The organism is Pseudomonas floridensis (assembly GCF_002087235.1).
Taxonomy (GTDB): Bacteria; Pseudomonadota; Gammaproteobacteria; order Pseudomonadales; family Pseudomonadaceae; genus Aquipseudomonas; species Aquipseudomonas floridensis.
This window is the reverse complement of the sequence record NZ_MUIO01000052.1, coordinates 12,629-38,797: the sequence shown is the minus strand read 5'-3', so window position 1 is coordinate 38,797 and position 26,169 is coordinate 12,629. Positions and strand designations below refer to the sequence as shown.

The 26,169-nt window shown below is 58.2% G+C and carries 30 protein-coding genes; 18 read left to right on the top strand and 12 right to left on the bottom strand.

Annotated elements, in window-relative coordinates:
• The first annotated feature begins 273 nt into the window (after positions 1-273).
• The 6 genes from BZK31_RS14010 to BZK31_RS13985 are packed head-to-tail and all read left to right on the top strand — an operon-like array spanning position 274 to position 5,342.
• A complete protein-coding gene (locus BZK31_RS14010) occupies positions 274-1,824 on the top strand; it encodes an amino acid adenylation domain-containing protein (RefSeq protein WP_083183564.1) in 1,551 nt (516 codons plus the stop codon).
• Entirely contained in the window at positions 1,825-2,058 is a 234-nt protein-coding gene (locus BZK31_RS14005; RefSeq protein WP_083183563.1) for an acyl carrier protein, read from the top strand.
• Positions 2,059-2,071: 13 nt separating this feature from the next.
• Complete coding sequence (locus BZK31_RS14000) at positions 2,072-3,013, top strand: chlorinating enzyme (protein ID WP_083183562.1); 942 nt, start codon at positions 2,072-2,074, stop codon at positions 3,011-3,013.
• 14 nt (positions 3,014-3,027) lie between these two features.
• The gene (locus BZK31_RS13995) at positions 3,028-3,684 is read left to right on the top strand and encodes an alanyl-tRNA editing protein (protein WP_083183561.1); all 657 of its coding nucleotides are present in this window, start codon (positions 3,028-3,030) and stop codon (positions 3,682-3,684) included.
• A 13-nt stretch (positions 3,685-3,697) separates the two neighbouring features.
• Positions 3,698-4,633, top strand: coding sequence for a DMT family transporter (locus BZK31_RS13990; protein ID WP_083183560.1), 936 nt, complete (start codon positions 3,698-3,700; stop codon positions 4,631-4,633).
• Positions 4,608-5,342, top strand: coding sequence for a thioesterase II family protein (locus BZK31_RS13985; RefSeq protein ID WP_083183559.1), 735 nt, complete (start codon positions 4,608-4,610; stop codon positions 5,340-5,342). The genes BZK31_RS13990 and BZK31_RS13985 overlap by 26 nt, the downstream gene beginning before the upstream one ends.
• Here the strand turns inward: BZK31_RS13985 and BZK31_RS13980 are convergent.
• Positions 5,339-5,896: a helix-turn-helix domain-containing protein gene (locus tag BZK31_RS13980; RefSeq protein ID WP_083183558.1), complete on the bottom strand. Its 558-nt coding sequence runs from the start codon at positions 5,894-5,896 to the stop codon at positions 5,339-5,341. The genes BZK31_RS13985 and BZK31_RS13980 overlap by 4 nt on opposite strands.
• Before the next feature lie 430 nt (positions 5,897-6,326).
• Complete coding sequence (locus BZK31_RS13975; protein WP_083183557.1) at positions 6,327-6,593, bottom strand: accessory factor UbiK family protein; 267 nt, start codon at positions 6,591-6,593, stop codon at positions 6,327-6,329.
• Between the two features lie 418 nt (positions 6,594-7,011).
• On the opposite strand from BZK31_RS13975, the gene glnK reads away from it, so the two are divergent.
• The 4 genes from glnK (at position 7,012) to sutA (ending at position 9,818) form a co-directional block, all read left to right on the top strand.
• Positions 7,012-7,350 (top strand): P-II family nitrogen regulator, encoded by a 339-nt coding sequence (gene glnK / locus BZK31_RS13970; RefSeq protein WP_002555808.1) that lies wholly within the window; start codon positions 7,012-7,014, stop codon positions 7,348-7,350.
• Between the two features lie 34 nt (positions 7,351-7,384).
• The gene (locus BZK31_RS13965) at positions 7,385-8,722 is read left to right on the top strand and encodes an ammonium transporter (protein WP_083183556.1); all 1,338 of its coding nucleotides are present in this window, start codon (positions 7,385-7,387) and stop codon (positions 8,720-8,722) included.
• 241 nt (positions 8,723-8,963) lie between these two features.
• The gene (locus BZK31_RS13955; RefSeq protein WP_083183577.1) at positions 8,964-9,389 is read left to right on the top strand and encodes a secondary thiamine-phosphate synthase enzyme YjbQ; all 426 of its coding nucleotides are present in this window, start codon (positions 8,964-8,966) and stop codon (positions 9,387-9,389) included.
• A 99-nt stretch (positions 9,390-9,488) separates the two neighbouring features.
• Positions 9,489-9,818 carry a transcriptional regulator SutA gene (sutA, locus tag BZK31_RS13950; RefSeq protein ID WP_083183555.1) on the top strand — a complete coding sequence of 110 codons (330 nt, stop codon included), beginning with the start codon at positions 9,489-9,491 and terminating at the stop codon, positions 9,816-9,818.
• Positions 9,819-9,897: 79 nt separating this feature from the next.
• Here sutA and BZK31_RS13945 read toward each other — a convergent pair whose 3' ends face one another.
• Genes BZK31_RS13945 through lptM form a run of 6 tightly spaced genes read right to left on the bottom strand, consistent with a single transcriptional unit; the run spans position 9,898 to position 14,471 of the window.
• The gene (locus tag BZK31_RS13945) at positions 9,898-10,590 is read right to left on the bottom strand and encodes an HAD family hydrolase (RefSeq protein ID WP_083183554.1); all 693 of its coding nucleotides are present in this window, start codon (positions 10,588-10,590) and stop codon (positions 9,898-9,900) included.
• Positions 10,583-11,482, bottom strand: coding sequence for a tyrosine recombinase XerC (xerC, locus tag BZK31_RS13940; protein WP_083183553.1), 900 nt, complete (start codon positions 11,480-11,482; stop codon positions 10,583-10,585). The genes BZK31_RS13945 and xerC overlap by 8 nt, the downstream gene beginning before the upstream one ends.
• 2 nt (positions 11,483-11,484) lie before the next feature.
• Entirely contained in the window at positions 11,485-12,219 is a 735-nt protein-coding gene (locus BZK31_RS13935; RefSeq protein WP_083183552.1) for a DUF484 family protein, read from the bottom strand.
• 13 nt (positions 12,220-12,232) lie between these two features.
• Entirely contained in the window at positions 12,233-13,063 is an 831-nt protein-coding gene (gene dapF / locus BZK31_RS13930; RefSeq protein ID WP_083183551.1) for a diaminopimelate epimerase, read from the bottom strand.
• Positions 13,064-13,067: 4 nt separating this feature from the next.
• The gene (gene lysA, locus BZK31_RS13925; RefSeq protein ID WP_083183550.1) at positions 13,068-14,315 is read right to left on the bottom strand and encodes a diaminopimelate decarboxylase; all 1,248 of its coding nucleotides are present in this window, start codon (positions 14,313-14,315) and stop codon (positions 13,068-13,070) included.
• 9 nt (positions 14,316-14,324) lie between these two features.
• A complete protein-coding gene (lptM, locus tag BZK31_RS13920; protein ID WP_083183576.1) occupies positions 14,325-14,471 on the bottom strand; it encodes an LPS translocon maturation chaperone LptM in 147 nt (48 codons plus the stop codon).
• A 237-nt stretch (positions 14,472-14,708) separates the two neighbouring features.
• On the opposite strand from lptM, the gene cyaY reads away from it, so the two are divergent.
• The 3 genes from cyaY (at position 14,709) to rnk (ending at position 15,839) form a co-directional block, all read left to right on the top strand.
• Positions 14,709-15,041 (top strand): iron donor protein CyaY, encoded by a 333-nt coding sequence (gene cyaY / locus BZK31_RS13910; protein ID WP_083183575.1) that lies wholly within the window; start codon positions 14,709-14,711, stop codon positions 15,039-15,041.
• Positions 15,041-15,292, top strand: coding sequence for a DUF1289 domain-containing protein (locus BZK31_RS13905; RefSeq protein ID WP_087881664.1), 252 nt, complete (start codon positions 15,041-15,043; stop codon positions 15,290-15,292). Before cyaY ends, BZK31_RS13905 begins: the two co-directional genes overlap by 1 nt.
• A 139-nt stretch (positions 15,293-15,431) precedes the next feature.
• Complete coding sequence (gene rnk / locus BZK31_RS13900) at positions 15,432-15,839, top strand: nucleoside diphosphate kinase regulator (protein WP_083183548.1); 408 nt, start codon at positions 15,432-15,434, stop codon at positions 15,837-15,839.
• Between the two features lie 318 nt (positions 15,840-16,157).
• Here the strand turns inward: rnk and BZK31_RS13895 are convergent, their stop codons facing one another.
• The 3 genes from BZK31_RS13895 to BZK31_RS13885 form a co-directional block, all read right to left on the bottom strand.
• The gene (locus tag BZK31_RS13895) at positions 16,158-19,004 is read right to left on the bottom strand and encodes a class I adenylate cyclase (RefSeq protein WP_083183547.1); all 2,847 of its coding nucleotides are present in this window, start codon (positions 19,002-19,004) and stop codon (positions 16,158-16,160) included.
• Positions 19,005-19,188: 184 nt separating this feature from the next.
• Complete coding sequence (locus BZK31_RS13890; RefSeq protein ID WP_083183546.1) at positions 19,189-19,437, bottom strand: TIGR02647 family protein; 249 nt, start codon at positions 19,435-19,437, stop codon at positions 19,189-19,191.
• A gap of 216 nt (positions 19,438-19,653) precedes the next feature.
• Entirely contained in the window at positions 19,654-19,929 is a 276-nt protein-coding gene (locus BZK31_RS13885; RefSeq protein WP_083183545.1) for a hypothetical protein, read from the bottom strand.
• A 197-nt stretch (positions 19,930-20,126) separates the two neighbouring features.
• On the opposite strand from BZK31_RS13885, the gene BZK31_RS13880 reads away from it, so the two are divergent.
• Entirely contained in the window at positions 20,127-20,801 is a 675-nt protein-coding gene (locus BZK31_RS13880; protein ID WP_083183544.1) for a glutathione S-transferase family protein, read from the top strand.
• A gap of 44 nt (positions 20,802-20,845) precedes the next feature.
• On the opposite strand, the gene argH is transcribed toward BZK31_RS13880, so the two are convergent.
• Complete coding sequence (gene argH / locus BZK31_RS13875; RefSeq protein WP_083183543.1) at positions 20,846-22,240, bottom strand: argininosuccinate lyase; 1,395 nt, start codon at positions 22,238-22,240, stop codon at positions 20,846-20,848.
• Positions 22,241-22,374: 134 nt separating this feature from the next.
• Here argH and BZK31_RS13870 point away from each other — a divergent pair, with 134 nt between their 5' ends.
• From BZK31_RS13870 to BZK31_RS29860, 4 genes are all read left to right on the top strand, one after another.
• Positions 22,375-23,457 carry a sensor histidine kinase gene (locus BZK31_RS13870; RefSeq protein ID WP_083183542.1) on the top strand — a complete coding sequence of 361 codons (1,083 nt, stop codon included), beginning with the start codon at positions 22,375-22,377 and terminating at the stop codon, positions 23,455-23,457.
• Positions 23,454-24,200: a LytR/AlgR family response regulator transcription factor gene (locus BZK31_RS13865; protein WP_083183541.1), complete on the top strand. Its 747-nt coding sequence runs from the start codon at positions 23,454-23,456 to the stop codon at positions 24,198-24,200. Before BZK31_RS13870 ends, BZK31_RS13865 begins: the two co-directional genes overlap by 4 nt.
• Before the next feature lie 224 nt (positions 24,201-24,424).
• Positions 24,425-25,366, top strand: coding sequence for a hydroxymethylbilane synthase (gene hemC, locus BZK31_RS13860; protein WP_083183540.1), 942 nt, complete (start codon positions 24,425-24,427; stop codon positions 25,364-25,366).
• Positions 25,363-26,139, top strand: a complete 777-nt coding sequence (locus BZK31_RS29860; protein ID WP_087881663.1) for a uroporphyrinogen-III synthase — start codon at positions 25,363-25,365, stop codon at positions 26,137-26,139. Before hemC ends, BZK31_RS29860 begins: the two co-directional genes overlap by 4 nt.
• Positions 26,140-26,169: the final 30 nt, after the last annotated feature.

The following is a 26,169-nucleotide window of genomic DNA, read 5'->3' as shown; positions in this document are numbered from 1 at the left end:
TCGGCACCAGGCTGACGACAGTGAGCGGGCGGTGAGGTGTGGTCTCATCGTCACGCTGCCCACTGTGATTCAAACCGCTGTCAGCCTCGGTCGATGAGCTCTTACGTGGCCTGCTTGACCGCCTGCGCGGCGACCTGACCTACATCTTCATTGAAAATCTTAACGTTTGGGAGCGACGAAATCGTCGGCTGAACGCTTTCACGAGTCCTGCTTGACTTAGTCTTTTGTTCGCTATAGTGTCCGTTCGTCTTTTAAACGGAACGGGTATGCAGGATGAATGCTCTGGAGAAAATGGATTCTCTCTCTGTAGGAAGTGGTGCGCAAAGCGCCGCAAGCCCGTTGATTATTGAACGCTTTTTCAGCGTAGTCGCCACCGCTCCCAATGCGTCGGCTGTTAAAGACTCTGTCTGTGAACTCACTTACGGTCAATTGGCAGCTCGGGTCAGACAGCTTGCCTGCGGATTGCGCGCACGGGGTGTGATGCGGTCTGACTTCATTGCTGTAGAAATGGCCCCCTCCACTGACCTGATCGCTGTTTTACTGGCGGTACAACTGTGCGGTGCAGCGTATATTCCGCTCGACAAATCGGCTCCGATGCAACGAAACGTTGCCATTCTTTCTGACGCTAATCCCAAACTCATCATCGGGGAATCCGACAGCTCGCTAAGGCAGGAAGAAACGTTCACACCGGCCAGCCAGTTGATCTACGCCGACCCCGACGGTTTTACCTTTGAGCCTATCGCTCGGGATCAGCGCGCCTACGTAATTTATACATCCGGCACGACAGGTCGCCCCAAAGGCGTTCCTATCACACACGGTAATGTGGCTGCGTTGTTTGAAGGCACGCAGCCCATGTTCGAGTTCAGTAATGAAGACATTATCGTTTTGTATCATTCGTATGCTTTTGATTTCTCCGTATGGGAAATCTGGAGCGCACTGGGGTTTGGCGGCAAGCTGTTAATACCGCCCCTGGATGTGAGGTTGTCTCCGGATCAATTTGCAGACTTCATCAGGTCCGAGCAGGTGACCATCCTTAATCAGACGCCGTCAGCCTTTGCAATTAATGCGGTGTCATTGGCCCGGGTGCCTGCCGAAGAGTTGGCGTTGCGCTGTATTGTCTTTGGGGGCGAGCGACTCAATCCAGGCAGGCTACAGACCTGGTTCGATGTGTTTGGCGATGCACGGCCCCGCTTGATTAATATGTATGGCATTACTGAAGTTACCGTACATGCCACGGTACATGTCGTCACCCGACAAGAAGCCGCGCAAGGTACCTCCAATATAGGCAGACCCTTACCAGGCTTTTCGTATTGGCTACATCGAGAAATTCCGGGTGCGACAGAGGGCGAGTTGATTCTGGGCGGTCCCCAGGTAGCGGAAGGCTACTTGAACAGACAGGCACTGACCGCGGATAAATTCATCACCCCGGAAGGCGGCACGGAAACATATTACCGTTCGGGTGATCTGGTTGAGCAGGCGGATAACGGAGATCTGCTTTATATCGGGCGCATTGATCAACAAGTAAAAATTAACGGTTACCGGGTTGAGCTGGGTGATATCGAATCTGCGCTGGGTCAGGTGGTTGATGTGCTTGAAGTGTGTGTGCTTGCTTTTAATGATGCCCAGTGGGGCGACTATTTGTTCTGTTGTTTTTCGTCCAGGCAGAATGAAGCGGACACCATTCAACAACTGAAGAAACAGGCCAGGGCTGTGCTTCCGGGCTACATGCATCCGCTGCGTTACAAAAAAGTACCTGTGTTTCCAAAAACGGTGAACGGCAAGATTGACAAGCACATTATCTACAGCACGCTGGAGGGGCTCTGAATGTTGGACGAAACTATAAAAGCCGAGATCACGGCAGATTACGTGGGCTGGGTTGCAGAAGCCGTTGAAAGCCCGGTTGCTCAACACGAAAATTTTCTCGATGTGGGAGGCAACTCAATGATTGCGCTGGCGCTCAACAAACGCCTTCGCAAAAAATACAACATCGAAGTTTCAATTGAAAAATTATTCAATAAAAGCATCACGGACGCCCTTGGCCACTCGTTGAATCATTGACAGGAGCATTGACATGGATAAAAGTTATTTCCTGACCCCGGCGCAAATTGCCTCGTTTGAAAAGAACGGTTTCATCGGGCCGCTGACTATTTATACGCCTGAAGACATGCATGCCCTCTGGAATGAAGTGAGGCGTGCACTGCCTGACCGTAGCCGTGCCGCGTATCCGGCGGACTCGTTTGGCAGCGGGACCAATATATCCAACTATGATCGGCACCTGGATATCGACAAGCTGGCCGAGCACGTCACCCATCTTAAAATTGTTTCGCCGGTTACCGATATTCTGGGGCCCGACGTGATTTGCTGGCGCACGGAGTTTTTTCCCAAGTACCCAGGCGATGAAGGTACTGATTGGCACCAGGCCGATACGTTTGCCAACGCCAGTGGTAAACCGCAGATATTGTGGCCAGGCGAAACCGAGTCTGCATTTGGTAAAGGCACGTTGACCGTCTGGACGGCCTTCACCGATTCGACGATTGAAAACGGCTGCCTGGAAATCATGCCGGGCACGCATCTAAAGATGAACTATGACGAAACCAAGCGTATGGAGTACGACGGCGAGAGCGTCAATACGCTGGAAAAGGAAGGCAAGAAGCGCGGGTTCTTTGGCTATGACTATCGAGAACTTCAGGTCGATCCGGACTGGAAGCCGGACGAAAGCATGGCGGTGCCCTTGGTGATGAAGGCAGGGCAGTGCGTAATCTTCTGGTCGACGTTGATGCACGCCTCGTACCCCAACACCTCCAGGAAAGACGCCAGGATGGGATTCGCGACTCGCTATGCCCCCAGCTTCGTCGATATCTACCCGGACACCGAGACCGTTCATGAATACGGCGGTGAAACGTCGCTGGAAAAATTTGGCAGCGTGGTGGTCGCTGGGCAGAGCCTGAATCCCAAGAATGCTATCGCTGAGAAAACCTTGCGCGACAAGCCATTCAACAAGTTGATTATCTAACCGGGAGCGCCATCATGGAGCAGCACCAAACCTATCTGAATGATACCTATCATTTTCAAGTATCAACGCCTGTCTGCGGTGTCGGCACTGATGATAGAGGGCAGTGGATTGCGCTGGAGGACAATATTTTCCATCCGCAGGGCGGCGGTCAGCCTTCTGATTGCGGCTGGATAAACGACCGTGCGATTTCAGGGTCACGCTATCAGGACGGACAGGTGGTGCTCCATGTGGACACTGATCACGTTTTCACGGTCGGCGAAAAGGTGGAGTGTTCCGTCGACGCAGAACTCAGGAAGCGCCATGCCGCCCTGCACAGTGGCGGGCACATCCTCAACTGGGTTTTAGGTGAAATGGGATGGGTTGCAAAGTCGGGGCACCACTTCCCGGGCGAGTCGAGGGTGGAATTTCTGGCCGGACGCGGTGCGCTGCCGGCCGACGAAGAGCTGAAGCAAAAAGCGGAGCTGCGAATCAATGAGCTGATCTCATCCTCGAAACCGGTAAAGACCTGGGATGCAGAGGGCATGCGTTATTGCCAGATAGAAGGTTTCGAAGCGATGCAATGTGCAGGCACCCATATTGATGCGACCGACAGGCTGGTCGGGTTTCAGATCAAAGCCCTGAAGTTGAAAAAAGGGGTGTTGAGGGTCAGCTATGAAGTCAGCCATCAATAACGGGAGCTGTGTCATGACTGAAGTCAGCGCAAGACTTCCCAGGTCAACGATTTATCTGATTGACCTTGGGTTGCTCGTCGTGGCGATTGCCTGGGGTGCCAGCTACTCGTTGATGCAGATGATCGTTCATGCCGGCGTGGGCGTGCCCTTGTTTCTCATGCTCAGGTTTGCGTTGGCCGTTCCTTTCATGGCGCTTGGTGCTCGAAAATCCATTTTTAACATACAGAGAGGAGAGCTTGTCAGCGGGGTGTTCTTCGGTGTCTTACTGTACGTTATTCTGACGTTTGAGACCTTGGGTGTTAAATACACCACTGCCTCGAACGCAGGGTTTCTCATCGTCGTCTCGGTGGTACTGGTACCCTTTTTCGAGCGTGTGCTTGGCGGGCGTAAACAGCATAAAGCGGTGTTCATCGCAGGCGGCATCTCGATCTTGGGCTGTGCGCTGTTATGTTTTGGGAAAGCTGGCTTCTCGGGGGCCAACTCAGGCGATGCATTGATACTTCTGGCGGCACTGGTGCGTGGCTACCAGATTTACATGTTCGGAAGGAAAAGCCCTGGTGAGAAGTTCTCCCTGACCAATATCACACTGATCGAACTCGTTGTCGTCGCGTTACTGGGGGCCCTCAACGTCTTGGTTTTCGGTAATTTCGAGGCATCGCAGTTTGAAGCACTCACTGCTGAGATATGGATTTACATACTGTTTCTGAGCATCTTCGCCACCGCGTTCGCTTTTATCATGCAGTTGTATGCAGCCAAGGTCTCAAGCTCCACGCGGGTCGGATTGATTTTGTCTCTTGAGCCGTTTTTTGCCGCACTCTTCGCCGTCCTGATCGTGAAGGACAGCTTCAATATCGTGCAGATGCTGGGCGGTGTGATGATCGTGTCGGCCGCGTTGCTTGGCCGATGGGCAGAGGAAAACAGGGATGTGTTACAAAAACGACCGAATTAGCGCTGTACTGATTCCTCATGCCGGAGGCAGTGCTGCGGAGTTACGCGAGTTTTCAGGGATGCTTCAAGAGCGGTTCGATGTGATCAGCTATGAATTACCTGGCCGTGGACGCAGGCGCAGTGAGCCTTCTTTGACCGCGCTTGAAGATGTGTTAGCCGATCTGATGAGCCGTATTCCGGATGTGGGCCCCATTGTAATAATCGGCTACAGCTTTGGCGCGTACCTGGGTTTATTGGCTGCACATCGTCTGCGGGAGGCTGATGCGCAACGAGTGGTTTCGCTTGTCCTGCTGGCGAACGAGCCGATCCACAAGCGTCGTTATTATCTGCGAGGCCTTCCTGAAGAGCGACACCCCGGCTTTTTAAGGGATTTCTGTGTGCAGATGGGGGGCGTCCCGGAAAGTATAATGGCGGATAACTGGCTAAGCGCTCAGCTATTCAAGAAACTCGCCGAGGATCTGCTGATCGCAGACCAGATACCGTTCGACTTGCCTGCAATAAGCAACGTCTCGATGCTGGTCGTTTACGGGCGGGACGATCCGTTGCTGACATCGAATATGACGGAGTGGCCACAGCTCAGCGATGCCACGACAACGCTGCTGAGTGTATCGGGAGGACATTTCGTCCTTGAGTCTCACTCAAGGCGCGTTTTCAATGAGCTGATCGAGTTTCATGAACACGGACATGCGGCAGGCATACAAGGTACTTAACTGGCGGCGTAAGACATGACAACGGTAGCGCTGACGGACGATTCGCCGCTTTCGTAGGTGTGATCGACGTCGCCCGAAAACGCATAGAAATCACCCTCGTTCAATCGCTCTTTGACGCCAGAAATGTCCAGCGTCAACACACCTTCATGAACAAATATATGTTCTTTGGTGCCTTTGTTGTGCGCGGGACTTTTAATAGTGACGGACGGATCCATGCGCAGGTTCCAGATCTCGGATATGTTGCCCAGGCCGATTCGAAACAGCATGTCCTGAGAAAATGTTCCGGTTTTCTGCGTGAAGCGTTCAAGGCAGGGATATATATTATCCTGACTTAATAGAAGATCGCCCAATGGCAGGCGAAGCGCAATGGCAACCGAATCAAGCGTGTCGATTCTGGGGTTGGAATTTCCAGATTCCAACTGTGAAAGTGCCGCTTTTGATACGCCGGACAACTTGGATAGTTCACCGAGCGAAAGCCCTCTTATATTGCGCAGGCTTTTGATTTTGTTGCCAATATCGGTGCATGTTTTTTTCAGTCGGTCTTTTTGTTGCATGCGACTCGCTCCACTAAAGCTGTGATGATATAGAAGGACGTTAGAGGGGTAAAGTCAGAGGGCTTTCGCCGCGTGTGCGGATCACTTGGATGTATTCTTTTATAGCGTCGAAATCAAAAGACTCAACCCGGCTTCGCACATTAACCTGCCGCACGAAAATGTTTCAGGGTCATCGAAGTGCCTTGTTTTCCGCGCAATTATCATGAGGCTTCAATCACGTTGTTCGCTCACGGTCGAAGGGTCTTTCAACGGTGAGGTTGTAACCAGTGTGCTGCATGTCGGACGCTGGCCGGACCACAGATCTCTCGGGGCCCCGCGATCGGTTGGCAGGTCTTACGGATCGTTTATTCCGTCCGGACTCACAGTGCAGGAAGAACGTCCGTGCGATCCCGCGTTCGCGCGATTGGATCGGGATCTCAGCAGAGAGCACTCACTCAGCCTTGTCCGTCGGCCCCATCTTCTCTTCCAGCTCGGCCATCTTGGCCTCGAGCGCTTCCAGGCGGGCACGGGTGCGGGCGAGGACGGCCATCTGGCTGTCGAACTCTTCGCGGCTGACCAGATCCAGTTTGGCGAAGCCGCTTTGCAGCAGGGCTTTGAATTGGGTCTCGAATTCGCTGCGGGGCACAGGGGTTTCGCCGTTGAAGAGGCGGGTGGCGTGGCCGCTGAGGGCGTCGAGGAAAGCTTTGGGCGCGAGCATGATGGTTTTCCTGAATCAGATGCGCGGCAGTGTAGCACGCAGCGTCTATAGTCATTTCCAAGGGTTGCAAGTGCACGTTTATGGAGCAATCCGGCGTGCACGCGTGCACCACGTCTGTGCGTTCTGCTTGGCAATACCGGGGATTGGCACCCCTTGAGCAGCTCAAGGACCTGTATTTGATGAATATTCATGAGATGGCAAGCTTTCTGCTTAGTGGCTTGTGACCCATGCACTGATGCAGTCGCTGTGACGAATGCAGTGCGGCAGGCGGAGCGGGGAAGTGTTTCGTCAGAAGCGGTTTTCTGGTGTTGGTCAGGCCCGATCAGGCGACCGACGCGTTACAAAGCCAGACACTGCGCTTAGACTTGAGTCGGGTTTGTTTTCCTGGGGCAAGTCCACCAATTCGGGAGAAAGTTTCATGAAGCTAGTCACTGCCATCATCAAGCCGTTCAAACTGGATGACGTGCGCGAGTCGTTGTCTGAAATCGGCGTGCAGGGCATCACCGTCACTGAAGTCAAAGGCTTCGGGCGTCAGAAGGGTCACACTGAGCTGTACCGCGGTGCTGAATACGTCGTCGACTTCCTTCCAAAAGTGAAGATCGATGTTGCCATCGATGACAAGGATCTGGATCGCGTCATCGAAGCCATAACCAAGGCCGCCAACACCGGCAAGATCGGTGACGGCAAGATCTTCGTGGTCAATCTGGAACAGGCTATCCGCATCCGTACCGGCGAGACCGATACAGACGCTATTTAAGCCGCCAAACCCCAACGCCCCAGGAGAAAACAATATGACTCTGCGTCAATTCGCAGGGCTAGGAGCCCTGTTGTCCCTTGCAGTACCTGGTCTGGCCCTGGCGGCTGATCCAGTGGCCGAGCCCGTGCTGAATTCCGGTGACACCGCATGGATGCTAACGGCGACCGCACTGGTCCTGTTCATGACCATTCCGGGCCTTGCGCTGTTCTACGGCGGCATGGTTCGCTCGAAAAATATCCTGTCCGTGATGATGCAGTGTTTCGCCATCACCGGCCTGATCAGCATTCTGTGGGTCGTTTACGGCTACAGCATTGCGTTTGACACTACCGGTATGGAAGCTGGCGTCGTCAACTTCAATTCCTTCTTCGGCGGCATGGGTAAAGCGTTCCTGGCGGGCATTACGCCATCGAGCATTACCGGTGCTGCGGCATTGTTCCCTGAGGCGGTGTTCGTCACCTTCCAGATGACCTTTGCAATCATCACACCTGCCCTGATCGTCGGTGCTTTCGCAGAACGCATGAAGTTCTCCGCGATGCTGATCTTCATGGGTATCTGGTTCACCCTGGTCTACGCGCCAATCGCCCACATGGTCTGGGGCGGCGTTGGTGGCCTGATGTGGGACTGGGGCGTTCTGGACTTCGCAGGCGGCACTGTCGTGCACATCAACGCCGGTGTCGCCGGTCTGGTGGCGTGTCTGGTGCTGGGCAAGCGTAAGGGCTTCCCGACCACCCCGATGGCTCCGCACAATCTCGGTTACACCCTGATTGGCGCCGCGATGCTGTGGGTAGGCTGGTTCGGCTTCAACGCAGGTTCCGCTGCTGCGGCCAACGGCACTGCCGGTATGGCGATGCTGGTGACTCAGATCGCAACCGCTGCCGCTGCACTGGGCTGGATGTTCGCCGAGTGGATGACTCACGGTAAGCCAAGTGCTCTGGGTATCGCTTCGGGTGTGGTTGCAGGTCTGGTGGCGGTGACACCGGCTGCCGGTACAGTCGGCCCGATGGGCGCACTGATCATTGGTCTGGCGGCAGGCGTGATCTGCTTCTTCTGCGCCACCAGCCTGAAGCGCAAGATGGGCTACGACGACTCCCTGGACGCTTTCGGTGTTCACGGTATCGGCGGTATCGTCGGCGCGATCCTGACCGGTGTGTTCGCAGCCCCTGCACTGGGCGGCTTCGGCACCGTGACTGACATCGGCGCTCAGGTCTGGATTCAGTTCAAAGGTGTTGCGTTCACCGTGGTCTACACCGCGATCGTGACCTTCATCATCCTCAAGGTGCTGGACGCGGTCATGGGCCTGCGTGTCACCGAAGAGGAAGAGTCTGTCGGTCTGGACCTTGCACAACACAACGAGCGTGGCTACAACTTGTAACAAGCCGCTGCGCTAAAAAAGAATGCCCGGTTTCCGGGCATTTTTTTTGTCTGGCGTTTGCGGATAAACCGCGAATTTCTGCTGTCACTGATGTGCCCGCGTCAATGATTTCGGCACCGTGACGCAGCGCTTGTAACGTTGTCACGATTGTCTTCGTTCACTTGCAGGGAAGCCGGTTTATTGCGCGCTTTGCTTTTTTCTCAGTCGAGTTAGAATGCGCGCCGAAGGTGCGGAGAACGGTATGTGGCATCAATCCAGAATTACCCTGCGGGCCAGGCCTCGCGGGTTTCATCTGGTCACCGACGAGATACTGGCAGGCTTGCCCGAGCTGCGGGATTGTCGAGTCGGTCTGCTGCATTTATGGTTGCAACATACCTCGGCTTCGTTGACCGTCAACGAGAATGCCGATCCGGCGGTGCGTCGTGACTTCGAGCGTTTCTTCAACCGGCTCGTGCCTCAGGGTGTGGACGGTTATGAGCATAACGACGAAGGGCCTGATGACTTGCCTGCGCACTTCAAGGCCAGTCTGCTGGGCTGCCAGTTGCTGTTGCCGGTCACGGCGGGGCGACTGGCGCTGGGCACCTGGCAAGGTGTTTACCTGGGCGAACATCGAGATGCTGGTGGTTCTCGTAACGTCCTGGCCACTCTTCAGGGTGAATGGATATAACCGCTGGGGTCAGTGGTTATTGAATTTTTTCCGACAGCCTTAGACTCTTGGGGCTGTTGGGCTATAACTAATCTGCTTTCGCAAGTCATGAGGTAGAACATGAGCGACGACGACAACGACAACGACGATCTGGTAGAGGACCTGGAAGGCGAGGACGACGGTGAGGAACTTGCCGCTGCGCCCGAAGACGACGTTACCGAGGTAGATGATGCCGAGGTTTCGGCGACACCTGCCAAAGGCAAGGCCAAGGCGGCAGTCTCGGTCGATGAACTGCCCAGCGTAGAAGCCAAGAACAAGGAGCGCGATGCTCTGGCGCGTGCCATGGAAGAATTCCTGGCGCGTGGCGGCAAGGTGCAGGAAGTGGAGGCCAACGTGGTCGCCGATCCGCCCAAGAAGCCCGACAATAAATACGGCAGCCGCCCTATCTAAGGCAGCAGACGTCGTATGAGAACAAGCCCGCCGTCGCTGCGGGCTTTTTCTTGACCGGGTTTTGTGAGGAGGGTCGGTCTCAGGCCCAGCGGGCGAGGACTTCCGGCAGTTGCGACAGGTTGTGGATCTCCGCGTCCGGAAACTGATCGGCGTCCCAGACTTTGCCCTGCGGGTTGTACCAGATGGCGCGCATGCCCGCGCGCTGGGCACCCGCGATGTCATCGTTGGGATGATCGCCGACGTGCACAGCCGCGCTGGCATCCACGTTGCCGCGTCTGAGAGCCTCCAGAAAGGGGGCAGGATCAGGTTTGCCAATGCCCAGATCCTCTGCGCACAGCGCGAAGGAGAAATAGTCGGCCAGACCCAGACGGCGCACATCGGCGTTGCCGTTGGTGATAACGCCCAGGGTGAAGGTCTTGGCCAGGATTTCCAGTGTCGGCTGCACATCGGGGAAAATGTGCACTTGATGGCGTCCCTGTAAAAACACCTCAAAGCTCTGATCGGCCAGGTCCTGTGCTTCGTCTGCTTCATAGCCGGCATCTTCCAGGGCATGAAACAGTACGCGCCGACGCAGCGCGCTGATACGGTGCTTGAGCGAAGGATCCGCTTCTACCAGGCGCGAACGAATTTCCCACAGATGTTCTACCGACACCGTACCCAGCTTAGGGGCATGTTCGGCCAGCCAGTCGCGCAGGGTTTCCTCCGCGCCGGCAATCGCAGGCGCCGTATCCCAAAGGGTATCGTCCAGGTCGAAAGTCACCAGCTTAATCATTTACAGATCCTTTGCGTTTGGCTCGTGGGTGGGCGCTGTCATAAACAGTAGCCAAATGCTGAAAGTCCAGGTGAGTATAAATCTGCGTGGTCTTGATGTCGGCGTGGCCGAGCAGTTCTTGCACGGCGCGCAGATCCTGTGAGGACTCCAGCAAATGACTGGCGAACGAGTGGCGGAGCATGTGGGGGTGCAGGTTCTGTCCCAGCTCGCGTTCGCCGAAGGCCTTGACCCGACTCTGCACTGCACGCGGGCTCAGGCGAGTGCCCTTGTGGCTGATGAATACCGCATCGTCCTTCGGGTTGGCAAGTGCGCGCAGAGACAGCCAGGCTTCCAGTGCCTGACGGGCCTTGCTGCCCACCGGCAGGACACGGGTCTTGCTGCCCTTGCCGAGCACTTGCACCAGGCCGTCACGCAGATCCAGCTGATCCAGATTCAGCCCGGTCAGTTCGGACAGGCGCAGGCCGGAAGAGTAGAGCAGCTCGAGAATTGCCTGATCGCGCCGGGCCAGGAAATCGTCCTCGACGCCGCCATCCAGCAGCTGCGACGTCCGGTCGGTGTCCAGCGTCTTGGGTAGGCGGCGCTCGCCTTTGGGCGGCGACAGGCCGTTCGCCGGGTCGTGTTCGCACACGCCTTCGCGGTTCAGGTATTTGTAGAAGCCACGCACTGCCGAAAGCATGCGGGCCAGGCTGCGCGACGATAGACCCTGCTGGTGCTGGCGGGCGGTAAAGCTGCGCAGGTGCTGAATGTCCAGCGCGGTCCAGCTTGAAACCTGCGCCTTTTTGCAGAAGGCCAGGACTTTTTCCAGGTCGCGCCGATAGGCTTCCAGGGTATGGGCAGACACCTGTCGCTCACTGCGCAGGTGTGTGCAGTAGGCGTCCAGATGTTGTTCCATGGCTAGCGGACCGAGCGCAGCGAATGCGCGAAGCGCGGCAGCAGGCGGCTCAGCACATCGACGATATAACTGAGGAACAGCGTGCCGACCGAGCTTTTATAGTGCTGCGGGTCGCGACTGCCGATGGCCAGTACGCCGTGCAGACCAAGGTGGTTCAGGCTGGCGATGGCGGTGGAGCCGACTTCTTTGCTCTGCTCGGCGCCGAACAGGAAGGTCAGCTCATGCTCGCGCAGCGCGCCGCACACGACCTTTTCCCCCAGCAGTCCGCCAATGTTCTTCTGCGCTTCGGCAACACTCACCCAGCGCCCGACCGGCATGGGGTTGTCGCTGAACAGGATAAGGCTGACGAAGGGCACCTGGAATTCCTGACGCAGGCTGTCTTCCACCGCAATGACGATCTCGTCCAGGCTGGTGGCATCCATCAGTGCAAGGTTCAGGCGGCGGGTTTTCTCGAACAGCCGATCATTGTCGCGGGCCACGTCCATCAGTTGCGACAGGCGATGGCGCATCTCGATGTTGCGCTCGCGCAGCAGCTTGAGCTGACGCTCGACCAGAGAAACGGTGTCGCCGCGCTGGTGCGGAATGCGCATCGACACCAGCAGTTCGTCATGCTCGGCGAAGAAGTCCGGATGCTGCAGCAGAAAGGCGATGACCGCCTCTGCTTCAAGGTTTGGCGCTGCGCTATCGGCAGGCGATTCGCCGGGTGTGCCGGTTGAAGCCGGAGGCTGATCGGTCATCGCATATGCTCACTCAAAGACGAACCTGGCCTTCGTAAACCCTGACGGCCGGGCCTGTCATCATCACAGGGTGCCCTGGGCCTGCCCATTCAATGGACAGCCGCCCGCCGGGCAAGTCGATCAACAATGGCGACATCATCCAGCCCTGGGTGATGGCGGCCACTGCAGCGGCACAAGCGCCGGTACCGCACGCCTGTGTTTCTCCCGCGCCGCGTTCCCAGACACGCAGTTGCGCGCGCTGACGATCCACGACGTGCAGGAACCCTACGTTAACCCGAGCCGGAAAGCGCGGGTGATGTTCGATTTTCGGCCCCAGTTCGTGAACCGGCGCGTTGTTGATGTCGTCCACGCGCAGCACGGCGTGCGGATTGCCCATCGAGACTGCGGCCAGCTCGACGCTCTGCCCGTCCACATCGACGGTGTAGCTCGTGGCCTGGACTTCAGCCTGAAAAGGGATGTCGGCTGGAACCAGACGCGGCGGACCCATGTTGACGCTGATCTGCCCGTCGTTACGAATATCCAGCTCGATGATGCCGCCCTTGGTCTCGACACGGATCTGCTTCTTGGCCGTCAGGCGCTTGTCGAGCACGAAGCGGGCGAAGCAGCGCGCGCCATTGCCGCACTGTTCGACTTCCGAACCGTCGGAATTGAAGATGCGGTAGCGAAAGTCCACGTCCGGGTTGTTCGGTGCTTCGACCAGCAACAACTGATCGAAACCGATACCTGTGTGTCTGTCGCCCCACTGTTTGGCGTGCTTGGGCAGGATATGCGCGTGCTGACTCACAAGGTCCAGGACCATGAAGTCGTTACCCAGCCCGTGCATTTTGGTAAAACGCAGCAGCATGGGATTACTCCGGCAGCAGGCTTTCGCCAGCGAACAGCTCGGCCACGGTTTCGCGACGACGCACTTCAAAGGCCTGTGTATCGTCTACCAGTACTTCGGCGGCACGACCACGCGTGTTGTAATTCGAACTCATGACGAAACCATAGGCCCCGGCCGAGTGCACGGCCAGCAGATCGCCTTCGGCGAGTGCCAGTTCACGACCCTTGGCCAGGAAGTCCCCGGTTTCGCAGATCGGGCCGACGATGTCATAAGGGCGTGCTGCGCCGTCGCGCGGGCGCACGGCGGTGACGTCCATCCAGGCCTGATACAGCGCTGGACGAATCAGATCGTTCATGGCCGCATCGACAATGGCGAAGTCTTTGTGCTCGGTGTGCTTGAGGTATTCCACGCGGGTCAGCAGCACGCCTGCGTTGGCGACGATGAAACGGCCCGGTTCGAACAGCAGGCCCAGATCACGACCGGCGAGGCGTTCACGCACGGCCTTGATGTAGTCACCCGCCAGCGGCGGCTCTTCATCACGGTAACGAACACCCAGACCGCCACCCAGATCGATGTGGTGCAGATGAATGCCGCAATCGCCCAGACGATCGACCAGATCCAGCAGGCGGTCCAGCGCATCGATGAACGGTTCGAGCGTGGTCAGTTGCGAGCCGATGTGGCAGTCGACGCCGATCACTTCAAGGTTCGGCAGTTGCGATGCGCGCACGTAGACGTCTTCGGCGTCGGCGATGGCGATGCCGAACTTGTTTTCCTTGAGGCCCGTAGAAATGTACGGGTGAGTACCCGCGTCCACGTCCGGGTTTACACGCAGCGAGATCGGTGCGCGAACGTTCAGTTCGGCCGCCACGGTCTGCAGGCGTTCGAGTTCGTCGGTGGATTCCACGTTAAAGCAATGGACGCCCACTTCCAGAGCGCGGCGCATGTCTTCACGGGTCTTGCCGACGCCGGAAAACACGATCTTGTCGGCCTTGCCGCCTGCCGCCAGCACGCGTTCCAGTTCGCCACGCGAGACGATGTCGAAGCCGGCGCCGAGGCGGGCCAGAACATTCAGCACGCCCAGGTTGGAGTTGGCTTTGACTGCGAAGCACACCAGATGCGGCATGCCGTTCAGGGCGTCGGTGTAGGCGCGGTATTGCGCTTCGATGTGAGCGCGCGAGTAGACGTAAGTCGGCGTGCCGAAACGCTCGGCAATGGCAGACAAGGCTACTCCTTCCGCGAACAGCTCGCCGTCGCGGTAGTTGAAGGCGTCCATGGGATTCCCTTAAAGATGCTTGTGCGAGTGCGATTTGGCTTGTTCGTCGGCGGACTTGGTGTCATCCGGCAGGTACAACGGGCCTTTCTGGCCACAGGCTGTAACGAGGCAAGCGACCGCGACGAGCGCAGCAAGCGAAGAGATCAGGCGCTTCATGGCGAAATCCTTTGTAAAAGCATTAATTGCGCCCGAGTATACCGACCACCCGGCGGCTTGCCTATGCGAGGGTCCTCCCGTCCAGCGGGGTTTTGCCGCGATTGTGCGGGCAATGGCCGGTTACGCCGGATTATTGCGTTCCGCCGTGGTCAATCACGGGTATGCTTTGCATTTGGCAGGTGGCATCCGTATCTTGCCCCACTGCGCTTTCAGCAGACATTTTCGAGGTTCATTGCAATGAGTTTGACCGAAGCCCGCTTTCACGATCTGGTCGATGCCACCCAGCAAAATCTGGAAGATGTGTTCGATGACAGCGATCTGGATGTGGATCTGGAAAATTCGGCCGGTGTGTTGACCGTCAAGTTCGAAAACGGCTCGCAATTGATCTTCAGCCGTCAGGAGCCGCTGCGTCAGCTCTGGCTGGCCGCCCGTTCAGGCGGTTTTCATTTCGACTACGACGAAGAGAACAGCCGCTGGGCCTGCGACACCAGTGACGAGTTGCTGAGTGAAATGCTCAAGCGCATCACCCTGGAACAGGCCGGCGTCGAGCTGGACTTCGACGAGATCTGATCGTGAGCCAGACCACCCGGCCCGCAGCAGCCAGACCGCCCAAGCCGCTGTTCAGCAACGTCAGCCCGGCCGTGCCATCGCCGTGCATCAGCACCTGCCGACTGGATGAGCAGAAGGTTTGTCTGGGGTGCTTTCGTCATGTCGAAGACATTCGCGAATGGCGGTCGGCCGATGATGATCGCCGCCGCGAGATCCGCCATCAGGCCGATCAGCGCCGTAAACACGCCCAAGCGCCACAGTCCGTGGGCTGACGTCCTGTCGGGTTGTGTATTTATCGGTCTGTGTTAGTGTCAGAACCTGCTTCTCTTGATGGAGAGGCCTCTCAAAACCCCGCCAGGCTCGGCGGGGTTTTGCTTTTATACAGCGCGCAAAAAGGAGTCTGCCCAGACCATGAACACTGCCCCTTCACTCATCCTCACCCGCCTGGACGTACAGCGTCTCGAGAACCTGATCGACAGTCTCGACGACGCCGCACCGGGCGTTCAGGCGCTGCAGGCTGAACTGGACCGCGCCGAGCAGGTGGTCGGCCACGATGAAGTGCCCGCAGGTGTCGTGACCATGAACTCCCGTGTCCACTGCCGCGAAGAAAGCAGCGGCAAGGATTACCACCTGACGCTGGTCTACCCGCAGGACGCGGGTGTCGAAGGTACGGTTTCGGTGTTGGCGCCGATGGGTTCCGCATTGCTCGGCCTGCAGGTCGGCCAACATATCGACTGGCCCGCCCCCGGTGGCAAGACCCTCAAACTGACACTGCTGGCGGTCGAATATCAACCTGAAGCAGCGGGCGAGTATCAGTAGGGTTCAGTGAGCGCCCGCAATCGTGCGCGTGATTTCGCGGACGAGCCCGCTGCCACAGAAGTCTGGCTAGCACCGTGGGAGTGGACTTGTCCACGAAGAGGCCGATGTTCTCCATGAAGATGCAGCGGCTGAAGCACGGCCTTCGCGGACGAGTCCGCTCCCACAGGAAATCTCCCACAGAAGTCTGGCTCCCACAGGTCTCCCACAGGAAATCTGGATCTCACCGTAGGAGTGGACTTGTCCACGAAGAGGCCAATGCTCCCTAAGAAGATGCAGCGGTGCAAACACTACCTTCGCGCAGGAGTGGCTCCCACGGCGTCAGGCTTCATCCATTGCGTCGTTGAGCAGCTTTTCCAGCTCGACCTTGTGGCGCAGGAACAGGATACTTTGGCCATGCCCGTCATTGAGCAGGCCTGACAGGTCCAGGTCGGTGATGTAGCAGCGGTAGCGCTGGGGCTCGAGGCGCTTACCGAGAATCTGTCGGGCGACGGCGGTGTACAGTTGATCACCGTATTCCAGCTCGGAAAACTCGCTGTTGTCGCAGTAGAGCGTGACGTTCAGCTGACCCGGTGACGTTTCTTCGATGATTGCCTGCACGTCATAGAATGGCTTGTCCGCGGTAGTAGGCGCCAGGCGTGGTTCGATGCGGCGGGCGCGTGAGGTGCCGGACGGCATCACTTGGTAGTAGAGGGTTTCCAGTTGCACCGGCTCGCTGGGATTGTCCAGCGGCAGCGATGCCCCGCGACGATAGACCAGTGAGTGAAAGAAGCGCTGCAGCGGCATCAGCAGGCTTTGTTCATCGTGATAGGGCAGGCGCTGATGCCAGAGCGAGTTGTGCTCGTCCAGCACATACACGTCCGCGTCCGCATCATTGACACGGTAAAACACCTGAATGCATTCAGGCTGGCCGAACGGCAGAATCAGCGCCAGATCGTGATCATCCAGCGCGTGCGGGTCCAAGTGCAGCGGGCTGTACCGGGGAAGTTCTTCGCCCAGGTACTTGAATAGTCCGGGCAGGCTGTTGACCACCACATGACCTACCTGGCCCGGCACGATTTCCAGAACGTGATATTGCTGCTGCACCTGAATCAGGTAGCGATGATTCAACTGCCGGGCGAGCAGCAGGCGTGCAGTGCTGACCAGTTCTTCGACCCGCTGCGCGATGGCCGGCGCGCGGTTGTGACAGAAGCAGCGCACATGGATGCTGGGCTGACGGGCGCCATGCGGCAGGCCGCCGAGCAGTTCGCTCAGGCAATCAAGCAGGGCATGCGGGCCGTCGTAGCGACTGACCAGTGTTTCATTCCAGGTATTGAGCGTGATCTGGTCCAGCGTGAGCACCAGGTTTTCCCGCACTCCCGCGTAGCTGAGCGAGTCGGTTCGCTCCGTGGTCATCAGGATGTTCAGGTCGCGGTGATGCCTGAGCGGATCGACGCCGACATTGACCAGCAGCAGTATTTCCTTGGGCTCGCTGGGCTGAAGCAACGCCTCATCGCTGACGTCGGGCAGCGGCAGGGCGATGGTTTGCTGCAAGGCGCCCATCAGGTTGAACAGCTCGAATTCGCTCAGGTCGCTAGTGCCGGGGTGCAGCGCCAGGCGAGTGGTGGTGTCGATCACATTGTTGCGATGACACCATGCCAACAGTTCGAGCAACTCGCGGCTGCGTTTGATGGGTGAAAAATTGTCCAGCTCATGAATCCCGAGGTTGCCGTTGTACAGCGCCCACTGATGCTTGCCGGGCTCGCGCTTGTCCAGCGAATGCACCAGGGTCAGCGTGTCCTCGGCCAGGTCCGGAGCGATGCCGGGATTGATGAACTCCACCTTGCCGGCCTTACGTTCGAAGGCGGCATACAGGCGGCGGCCCAGAATCGTCAGGTCACGGGGATCGAGCGCATCGGCAGTGCTTTGCAGCCGGGCGAACTGGGTCTGGAAGCGATAGCTGTAATTGAGTTCGTTGACCAGTGCGCGACGCTCGTGAGCCACTTGACGCACCTTCCACTGGCTACGACTGTCGAGCAGCGCCAATTGACGATCATCCCAGCCCCATTCTCTGGTCAGGCGTTCCAGCAACTGCCGCTGCCAACTGTTGCTACGCTGACGCGCCGGGCCGGTGAGCTTCTTGTTGACCTTCAGGTACAGGCTGCGTCTGACCAGCTCCAGGCGTTCTGCCTCATTGCGCGCCTGCAGGTGCTCTTCGATACGGCGATATACCACCATATAGGGATCGAGCTCATCCAGATCCAGCCGGTTGGCGAACACCGCCTGCTTGAACCGCAGGCTCAGGCACTGAACGCGAGGGTGTTCGCTGGAATACACCTCGATCAGCAACAGCTTGAGTACCGATTTGTAGGGCGATTCGATGCCCTTGAACAACTGCCAGAGCCCGGCACCCACGAACTCGGCCGGTGGAATCTGCGCCATGCGCCCCAGATCGATGACCTCATCGGCGCGAATGAATCGCTTGGACAGCAGCGTGTGGGTGTATTCCTCGTAACCCTGTTCTTCGTAGACCGGCACCAGCCACCACATGGGCGTACGTCCGGCGAGCCAGATGGCGGTGCGGTAGAACTCGTCCAGCAGCAGATAATGCTGGGTCGTGCCGCAGTCGTCGGAACTCAGTTGCGTGTCGCGCTCGCCGTTCCTGAAGCGGAGCGGGTCGATCAGAAAAAAGTGCGCTTCGGCCCCCATGGTGGCGGCCCAGGCTTCGAGCGCCTGACATTTTCTGCGCAACTCGGCGATGGCGTCTTCGCTCAGGTCGCTGTCATGGCAGACCCACACATCCATGTCGCTCTGGTCGGCCTGGGCCAGGGTGCCGAGGCTGCCCATCAGAAACAGGCCGTGAATCGGTTGAGGCGGATTGCCGTGTCGGACTTTGTACGAGAACGAGCGCGTCAGGCGCTGCGCTTCAGCCAGCGCCAAGGCATCGGGTTCGTAGTGAGAGACACCGGCAGGCGTCGTGCTGGAGACGTAACCCGGCAACAGCGGATGGTTGACGTGAAAGAACAGCGGCAGCAAGGTCAGCACGGTCTGCTGACGCGTCGACATTCCTTCCATGGCACGCGCATACCGCCCGTCATTGAGAGTCAGGAAGCGGTTACGTAACTGGCTGAGAACCTTACGGTCAATGCCCTCATCCAGATCGGGGCGAATTTCAAGATTACGCGTCATCGCAACTCAAGGCATCTGGCCGGGCAGGCGTGGATTGAATGAGCAAGATGGCGAAGAAGGTTTGCAGCCGAAAGAATGCAGGTTCGGTCGGGTTGTTATTCTGGCGCCAATTTTTTATATCGACCTGTACTGCGATAAATAAAGGGCTTGCCACGCTATTTTTGTGCGCAAGCCCTCGGGTTACTCAGGCGGCTTCTTTAGATACGTTCAGGATGGTCAGCAACGATTGTGCATGCTCGGCGGCTTCAAGCCCCAGGCTTGTGAGATAACCGCCATCGACCTGGGTCGTCAGGCCTTTTTCAAAGAGTCTTTTTGCAGCTGCAATGGCTGTCGGTGCCGCCACATGGTGCACTTTCAGGCCTTCCTGGGTGTTGGCCAGGTTGAACAGTGCAAGGATTTCCAGTTCGGCAACCAGCTCAGGGGTATACGACATAGGTGCTCCAGACTTTTGTAGTAATACGACCTCGCAGGCTGCGGGTGTGCTCTGGAATCGACGTGTCCGTGCTGCGCTCGTCGGTTCTGGATGACCGCTGAAGCCGGCTTGGCGTGAGAGCCCCGGAGGATTGAGCGGCAGCGGGGCTTTTGCAGTGTAGTCCAGCGTCTGGTGACTGTGCAGCATATATCTGAGCGGTTTGAATCGGCCCGGCGGTTATTTCTCCGGCGGCAGTTCGGGCAGTGCGCGCAAGGCCGTTTCGTACCATTGGGTATCGAACGGACGATCCTGATCAAGCATGGCGTCGATCTCGATGGCCAGCACATGAGCCATCAATTCGAGGATGTCCTCGCGCTCGTAACCCACTAGCGTCAGCTTGTTGAACGTTGCCTTGGCTGCGGCCGGATTGTCGGCTTCGATCTGGTTCTCGATGGCTTCTATCAGGGTCGAAGCGGTGAATTCTTCTTCATCGTTGTCGATGGCGTCGGTCATGGTAATTCCTCGAGTAAGGCACGCAGTTTAAACCGGATTCCGCTGATCGGGGCATTTGTGTGACTTACAGAGATCGGACGTAGGAGCGGTCTGATAATTCCTGATAATTGATATAAATCATTGATTCAAAAGGCTAAATGGATAGCCTCTGCGTCACCAGTGATTAGCGTGTACAGACCGGGTCAAGGAGACCAGCGATGCTGAAGCTTTACGGATTTGCCTCAAGCAATTATTTCAATATGGTCAAACTGGCGCTGTTGGAGAAGCAGTTGCCATTCGAAGTGGTGCCGCTGTTCGGGTGTCAGAATCCCGAGGTGCTGGCGGTCAGCGCGCGCGGCAAGGTGCCGGTGCTGGGAACGGCGGACGGCTTCATCAGCGAGACCGATGTCATCCTGCGCTATATCGAGGACATCTACCCGCAGCGGCCGCTATTACCCGCCGATCCGTTTTCTCGTGCCCAGGCCTGGACGATTGCCAAGGAAATCGAGTTGTACATCGAATTGCCTGCGCGGGTCTGCTATGCCGAGGTGATATTCGGTGGCAGGCCAACCCCACCGGACCTCAAGGCCAAGGCCCGACGCGATCTGATCAAGGGCATCGCCGCTTTAACCCAGCGTGCGCGTTTTGCGCCTTACGTGGCAGGCGAGCGATTCAGCGTGGCGGATATCTATTTTCTGTACAGCATCGACCTCGCGCAGGAAGTGGGCGAGCGACTGTTCGATCTGGACTTTCTGGGCGATATGCCCGAGGCGCGAGCGCTGCTGGAGCAATTGGCAGCGAATCCGAATGTTCAGCAGGTGGCAGCCGACAGGGAAGCCGACAGGCCGGCGTTCATGGCGAGGGTCCGGCCGACGGGGCGTGCGGCCGGATAACCGAGTGTCGTGCCCACAGCGTGGGCACGATCCTGGCGGCGTTATCAGCGTCCCGCCAGCAGTTCCTGACCACGCACCACCGCTGCGCGCACTTGCGCTGGCGCGGTGCCGCCGATGTGGTTGCGTGCATTGACCGAACCTTCAAGCGTCAGCACGGCAAACACGTCCTGTTCGATCTGGTCGCTGAACTGGCGCAGCTCGTCCAGGCTCATTTCAGCCAGATCCTTCCCGGTTTCTACGCCATATTTCACGGCATGACCGACGATTTCGTGGCAGTCACGGAACGGCAGGCCACGGCGCACCAGATAGTCCGCCAGGTCGGTGGCAGTCGAGAAACCGCGCAACGCCGCTTCACGCATGATCGCGTGCTTTGGTTTGATTGCAGGAATCATGTCGGCAAATGCACGCAGAGAGTCGCGCAGAGTGTCGGCGGCGTCGAACAGCGGCTCCTTGTCTTCCTGATTGTCCTTGTTGTAAGCCAGCGGCTGGCCCTTCATCAAGGTCAGCAGACCCATCAGCGCGCCGAAGACCCGCCCGCTCTTGCCGCGTACCAGCTCAGGAACATCCGGGTTTTTCTTCTGCGGCATGATTGAGCTGCCGGTGCAGAAACGATCCGGCAGGTCGATGAACTGGAACTGCGCGCTGGTCCAGAGCACCAGTTCTTCGGAGAAGCGCGACAGGTGCATCATGGCCACGGAGGCTGCGGCGCAGAATTCGATGGCGAAATCACGGTCCGACACACCGTCCAGCGAGTTGCCGCCCACGGCGTCGAAACCCAGCAGTTTGCAGGTCAGTTCGCGGTCGATGGGATAGGTGGTGCCGGCCAGTGCAGCGCTGCCCAGCGGCATGCGGTTCAGACGCTTGCGGCAGTCGACCAGACGTTCGTGGTCACGGCTGAGCATCTCGAACCAGGCCAGCATATGGTGGCCAAACGTAACCGGTTGTGCCGTCTGCAGGTGGGTAAAGCCCGGCATGATGGTGTCGGCTTCGCGCTCTGCCTGTTCCAGCAGGCCTTTTTGCAGGCGAGTGATCTCACTCAGGATCAGGTCGATTTCATCGCGCAGCCATAAGCGAATGTCGGTGGCTACCTGATCGTTTCGGCTGCGACCGGTGTGCAGCTTTTTGCCGGTGATGCCGATGCGGTCGGTCAGGCGGGCTTCGATATTCATGTGCACGTCTTCAAGATCGACGCGCCATTCGAAAGTACCTGCCTCGATCTCGGTCTGAATCGTGTTCAGGCCTTCGATGATCGTGTCGCGCTCGGCGTCAGTCAGAACGCCCACCTTGGCCAGCATCGTCGCGTGGGCGATGGAGCCCATGATGTCGTGGCGGTACAGTCGCTGATCGAAGGTGACGGAGGCGGTGAAGCGCGCGACGAACGCGTCGACGGGTTCACTGAAGCGGCCGCCCCAGGACTGATTGGTCTTGTCGGTGCTCATGGATTCGCTCGTTGCTTTGCGGAAAGTGGCGTGCCCGGTTCGTGGCACAAGGGCGGTTGCGATGATAACAGGGTTGACACTTTTTTATGTCCGGATGTCTTGCCGCTGGCCCGGCCAGAGCCGAGACTGAGCCGATGCGAAATCATTCTGTAAAGCGTGAAACCGGGCGTGCGCCCGGCAAAGAATTCTTCCTTCCCGAACTGTGCCTGCCGCAGGCCTTGTTTGTGCTCGTGGTTCTGGCCGAACTGCTGGTGGTGGTTCTGGTGCTGGTCGAGCCGATGCGAGAGGGGTTCAACTGGGTCAGGCTGGCGCTGATGTCGTTGTTCGTCCAATGGATCGTGTTGCTGTCCGCCGCGCTGCTCTGCGGATTGCGGCCCTGGCTTGCGCGGCTTTCGCCGGGGCTTGCCGGTCTGCTGGGTTGTCTGCTGGTGGTTGGCCTGACGCTGTTGTGCACGGCGGTGACCGATGTGTGTCAGCTCACCGGGCGCATTTCGGTGGGCAGCATGGTGGATCGTTACATCCGCTATTCGCTGATTGCCCTGATCATGTCGGCGCTGATGTTGCGCTACTTTTATCTGCAGAGTCAGTGGCGCAAGCAGCAGCAGGGCGAATTGCGCGCCAGGATCGAATCGCTGCAGGCGCGGATCCGGCCGCATTTTTTGTTCAATACGCTCAACAGCATCGCAAGCCTTGTGGCCAGCAATCCGGCCAAGGCCGAGCAGGCGGTGCTGGATTTGTCCGATCTTTTCCGCGCCAGCCTGGCCAAGCCCGGCAGCCTGGTGACGTGGGGTGAGGAACTGGCCTTGGCGAAACGATATTTATCGATTGAGCAATATCGTCTCGGCGAACGTCTACAGTTGGACTGGAGGGTAAGCGCAATTCCTGATGACTTGCCGATTCCCCAGCTAACCTTGCAGCCATTACTTGAAAACGCTTTGATTTATGGCATTGCCCCGCGAGTCGAAGGGGGTGTAGTAACAGTCGAAGCAGACTATAGAGGGGGAGAGTTCATATTGCGTGTCAGCAATCCCTATGAAGAAGTTGCCACTCGGCAGACTTCCAACGGTACTCAACAGGCCCTGACAAACATCGGTGCGCGCATTACGGCACTTTTTGGCCCGTACGCCAGTCTGAGCGTGGAGCGCCGTGACGGTCGTCACTACACCTGTCTACGCTATCCTTGTGCGAGACTCACGCAGGAAGCCAGAGCTATATGAATGTCCTGATCGTTGATGACGAACCCCTGGCCCGCGAGCGACTGAGCCGATTGGTCGGCGAAATCGAGGGTTACCGGGTACTAGAACCCAGCGCCTCAAATGGTGAAGAAGCATTGGCGCTGATCGATAATCTCAAACCTGATGTCGTGCTGCTGGATATCCGGATGCCAGGTATCGATGGCCTGCAGGTCGCAGCCAAATTGTGCGAGCGCGAGGCACCGCCCGCAGTGGTCTTTTGCACGGCACACGACGAATTTGCCCTGGATGCTTTCCAGGTCAGCGCTGTCGGTTATCTGGTGAAGCCGGTGCGGCCGGAGCATCTGATCGAGGCGCTGAGAAAGGCCGAGCGCCCCAATCGGGTCCAGTTGGCGGCCATGACGCGTCCGGCAGCCGAAAGCGGTAACGGACCACGCAGCCACATCAGTGCGCGTACCCGAAAAGGTATCGAACTGATTCCGCTGGACCAGGTGATCTATTTCATCGCGGATCACAAGTACGTCACCCTGCGTCATGAAGGCGGCGAAGTGCTGCTCGACGAGCCACTCAAGGCGCTGGAAGACGAATTCGGTGATCGATTCGTCCGTATCCACCGTAATGCTCTGGTCGCTCGCGAGCGGATCGAACGTCTGCAACGCACACCGCTTGGGCACTTCCAGTTGTTCCTTAAAGGGCTCAATGGCGATGCCCTGATCGTCAGCCGTCGTCATGTGGCGGGTGTGCGCAAAATGATGCAGCAGTTGTAGAAATCACCGCAATGGTTTGCTCGCGAAGACCGAGCCAAGGTGCTGGCGTCAAGTTCCAGACCCTTGGGTTTTCCGGTTCTCTGCGACCAGCCCGTTCTACTCATCAAGCCGTGCGCTGATTGCCTGACGTGGGTATTCGGTCCGGTGTTACTTTTCGGTCAACACTGAAGTCAATCCGGCTGAGCTGTTATTATCCGTCGTATTTACCCAGTACGGATCGTTCAATGTCTTCTCGCGAAATCCGCATCGCCACCCGCAAGAGCGCGCTGGCCCTCTGGCAGGCCGAGTACGTCAAAGCCCGCCTGGAACAGGCTCATCCTGGCCTGATCGTGACGCTGGTGCCGATGGTCAGTCGTGGCGACAAGCTGCTCGACTCGCCGTTGTCGAAAATCGGTGGCAAAGGCCTGTTCGTTAAAGAACTTGAAACAGCGCTTCTGGAAGACCGCGCCGACATCGCCGTCCATTCGATGAAAGACGTGCCGATGGATTTTCCGCAAGGGCTGGGTCTGTTCTGCATCTGCGAGCGGGAAGACCCACGCGATGCATTCGTGTCCAACACCTTTTCCAGTCTTGAAGCTTTGCCGGCTGGTAGTGTGGTCGGTACGTCCAGCCTGCGTCGGCAGGCCCAGTTGCTGGCGCGTCGTCCCGACCTGACGATTCATTTTCTTCGCGGCAACGTCAATACCCGCCTGGCCAAGCTGGACGCGGGGGAGTATGACGCGATCATTCTGGCCGCAGCGGGCCTGATCCGTCTGGGCTTTGAAGCGCGTATCACCTGCGCGATCAGCGTCGATGACAGCCTTCCCGCGGGAGGCCAGGGGGCCGTCGGCATCGAGTGCCGCAGCGTAGACGCGGAAATCCATGCCTTGCTTGCGCCCTTGCATCACGAAGACACCGCGGTGCGAGTGATCGCCGAGCGTTCGCTGAACAAGCACCTCAACGGTGGCTGCCAGGTACCGATCGCCTGCTACGCCGTGCTTGAAGGCGATCAGGTCTGGTTACGCGGTCTGGTGGGCGATCCGTCCGGCAGTCTGCTGCTGCGCGCCGAAGCGCGGGCTCCTCAGACCGCTGCCCAGGCGCTGGGCGTCGAGGTTGCCGAGGCGCTGCTGACCCAGGGTGCAGCGAAGATCCTCAAAGCCGTCTATGGTGAGGCGGCCGAGGAATGAGCACTTGGCGTCTGCTGCTGACCCGCCCCGCCGAGGAATCGGCAGCGCTGGCCAAGGTGCTGGCCGACGCGGGTATCTTCAGCAGCAGCCTGCCCTTGCTCGAAACCGAACCGCTGGCGTTGACGCCTGCCCAGCGGGCGATCATTTTCGAATTGCTCAACTACTGCGCGGTGATTGTGGTCAGCAAACCGGCGGCGCGCCTGGCTGTCGAACTGGTTGACGAAGTCTGGCCACAGCCGCCCATTCAGCCATGGTTCAGTGTGGGCGCGGCCACCGGGCAGATACTGATCGACTACGGTCTGGATGTCAGTTGGCCCGAGCAGGGCGACGACAGCGAAGCCCTGCTCGACTTGCCGAAGTTGCAGGCCGCGATTGCCGTACCGGGAAGCCGGGTGCTGATCATGCGTGGCGACGAAGGTCGCGAGTTGCTGGCCGAGCGTCTGCGCGAGCAGGGTGTCACTGTCGATTACCTGCCGCTGTACCGGCGTTATCTGCCACAGTACCCGGCCGCGGTGCTGCCACAGCGTGTGGAGTTGGAACGCTTGAACGGGCTGGTGGTCAGCAGTGGGCAGGGTTTTGAACATCTGCTCAGGCTGGCAGGTGATCGCTGGCCGGATCTGGCCGGTTTGCCGTTGTTTGTACCCAGTCCCCGGGTTGCCGAGATAGCTCGCGCAGCAGGGGCTCTGACTGTTATTGATTGCCACGGCGCCAGCGCCGGGGCACTGCTGGCAGCGTTGCGGGATCAGCCTCAGCCTGCCGTCAAGGCGTATTGATCGACTCTTTGTCGTTTACGCTATTACGCC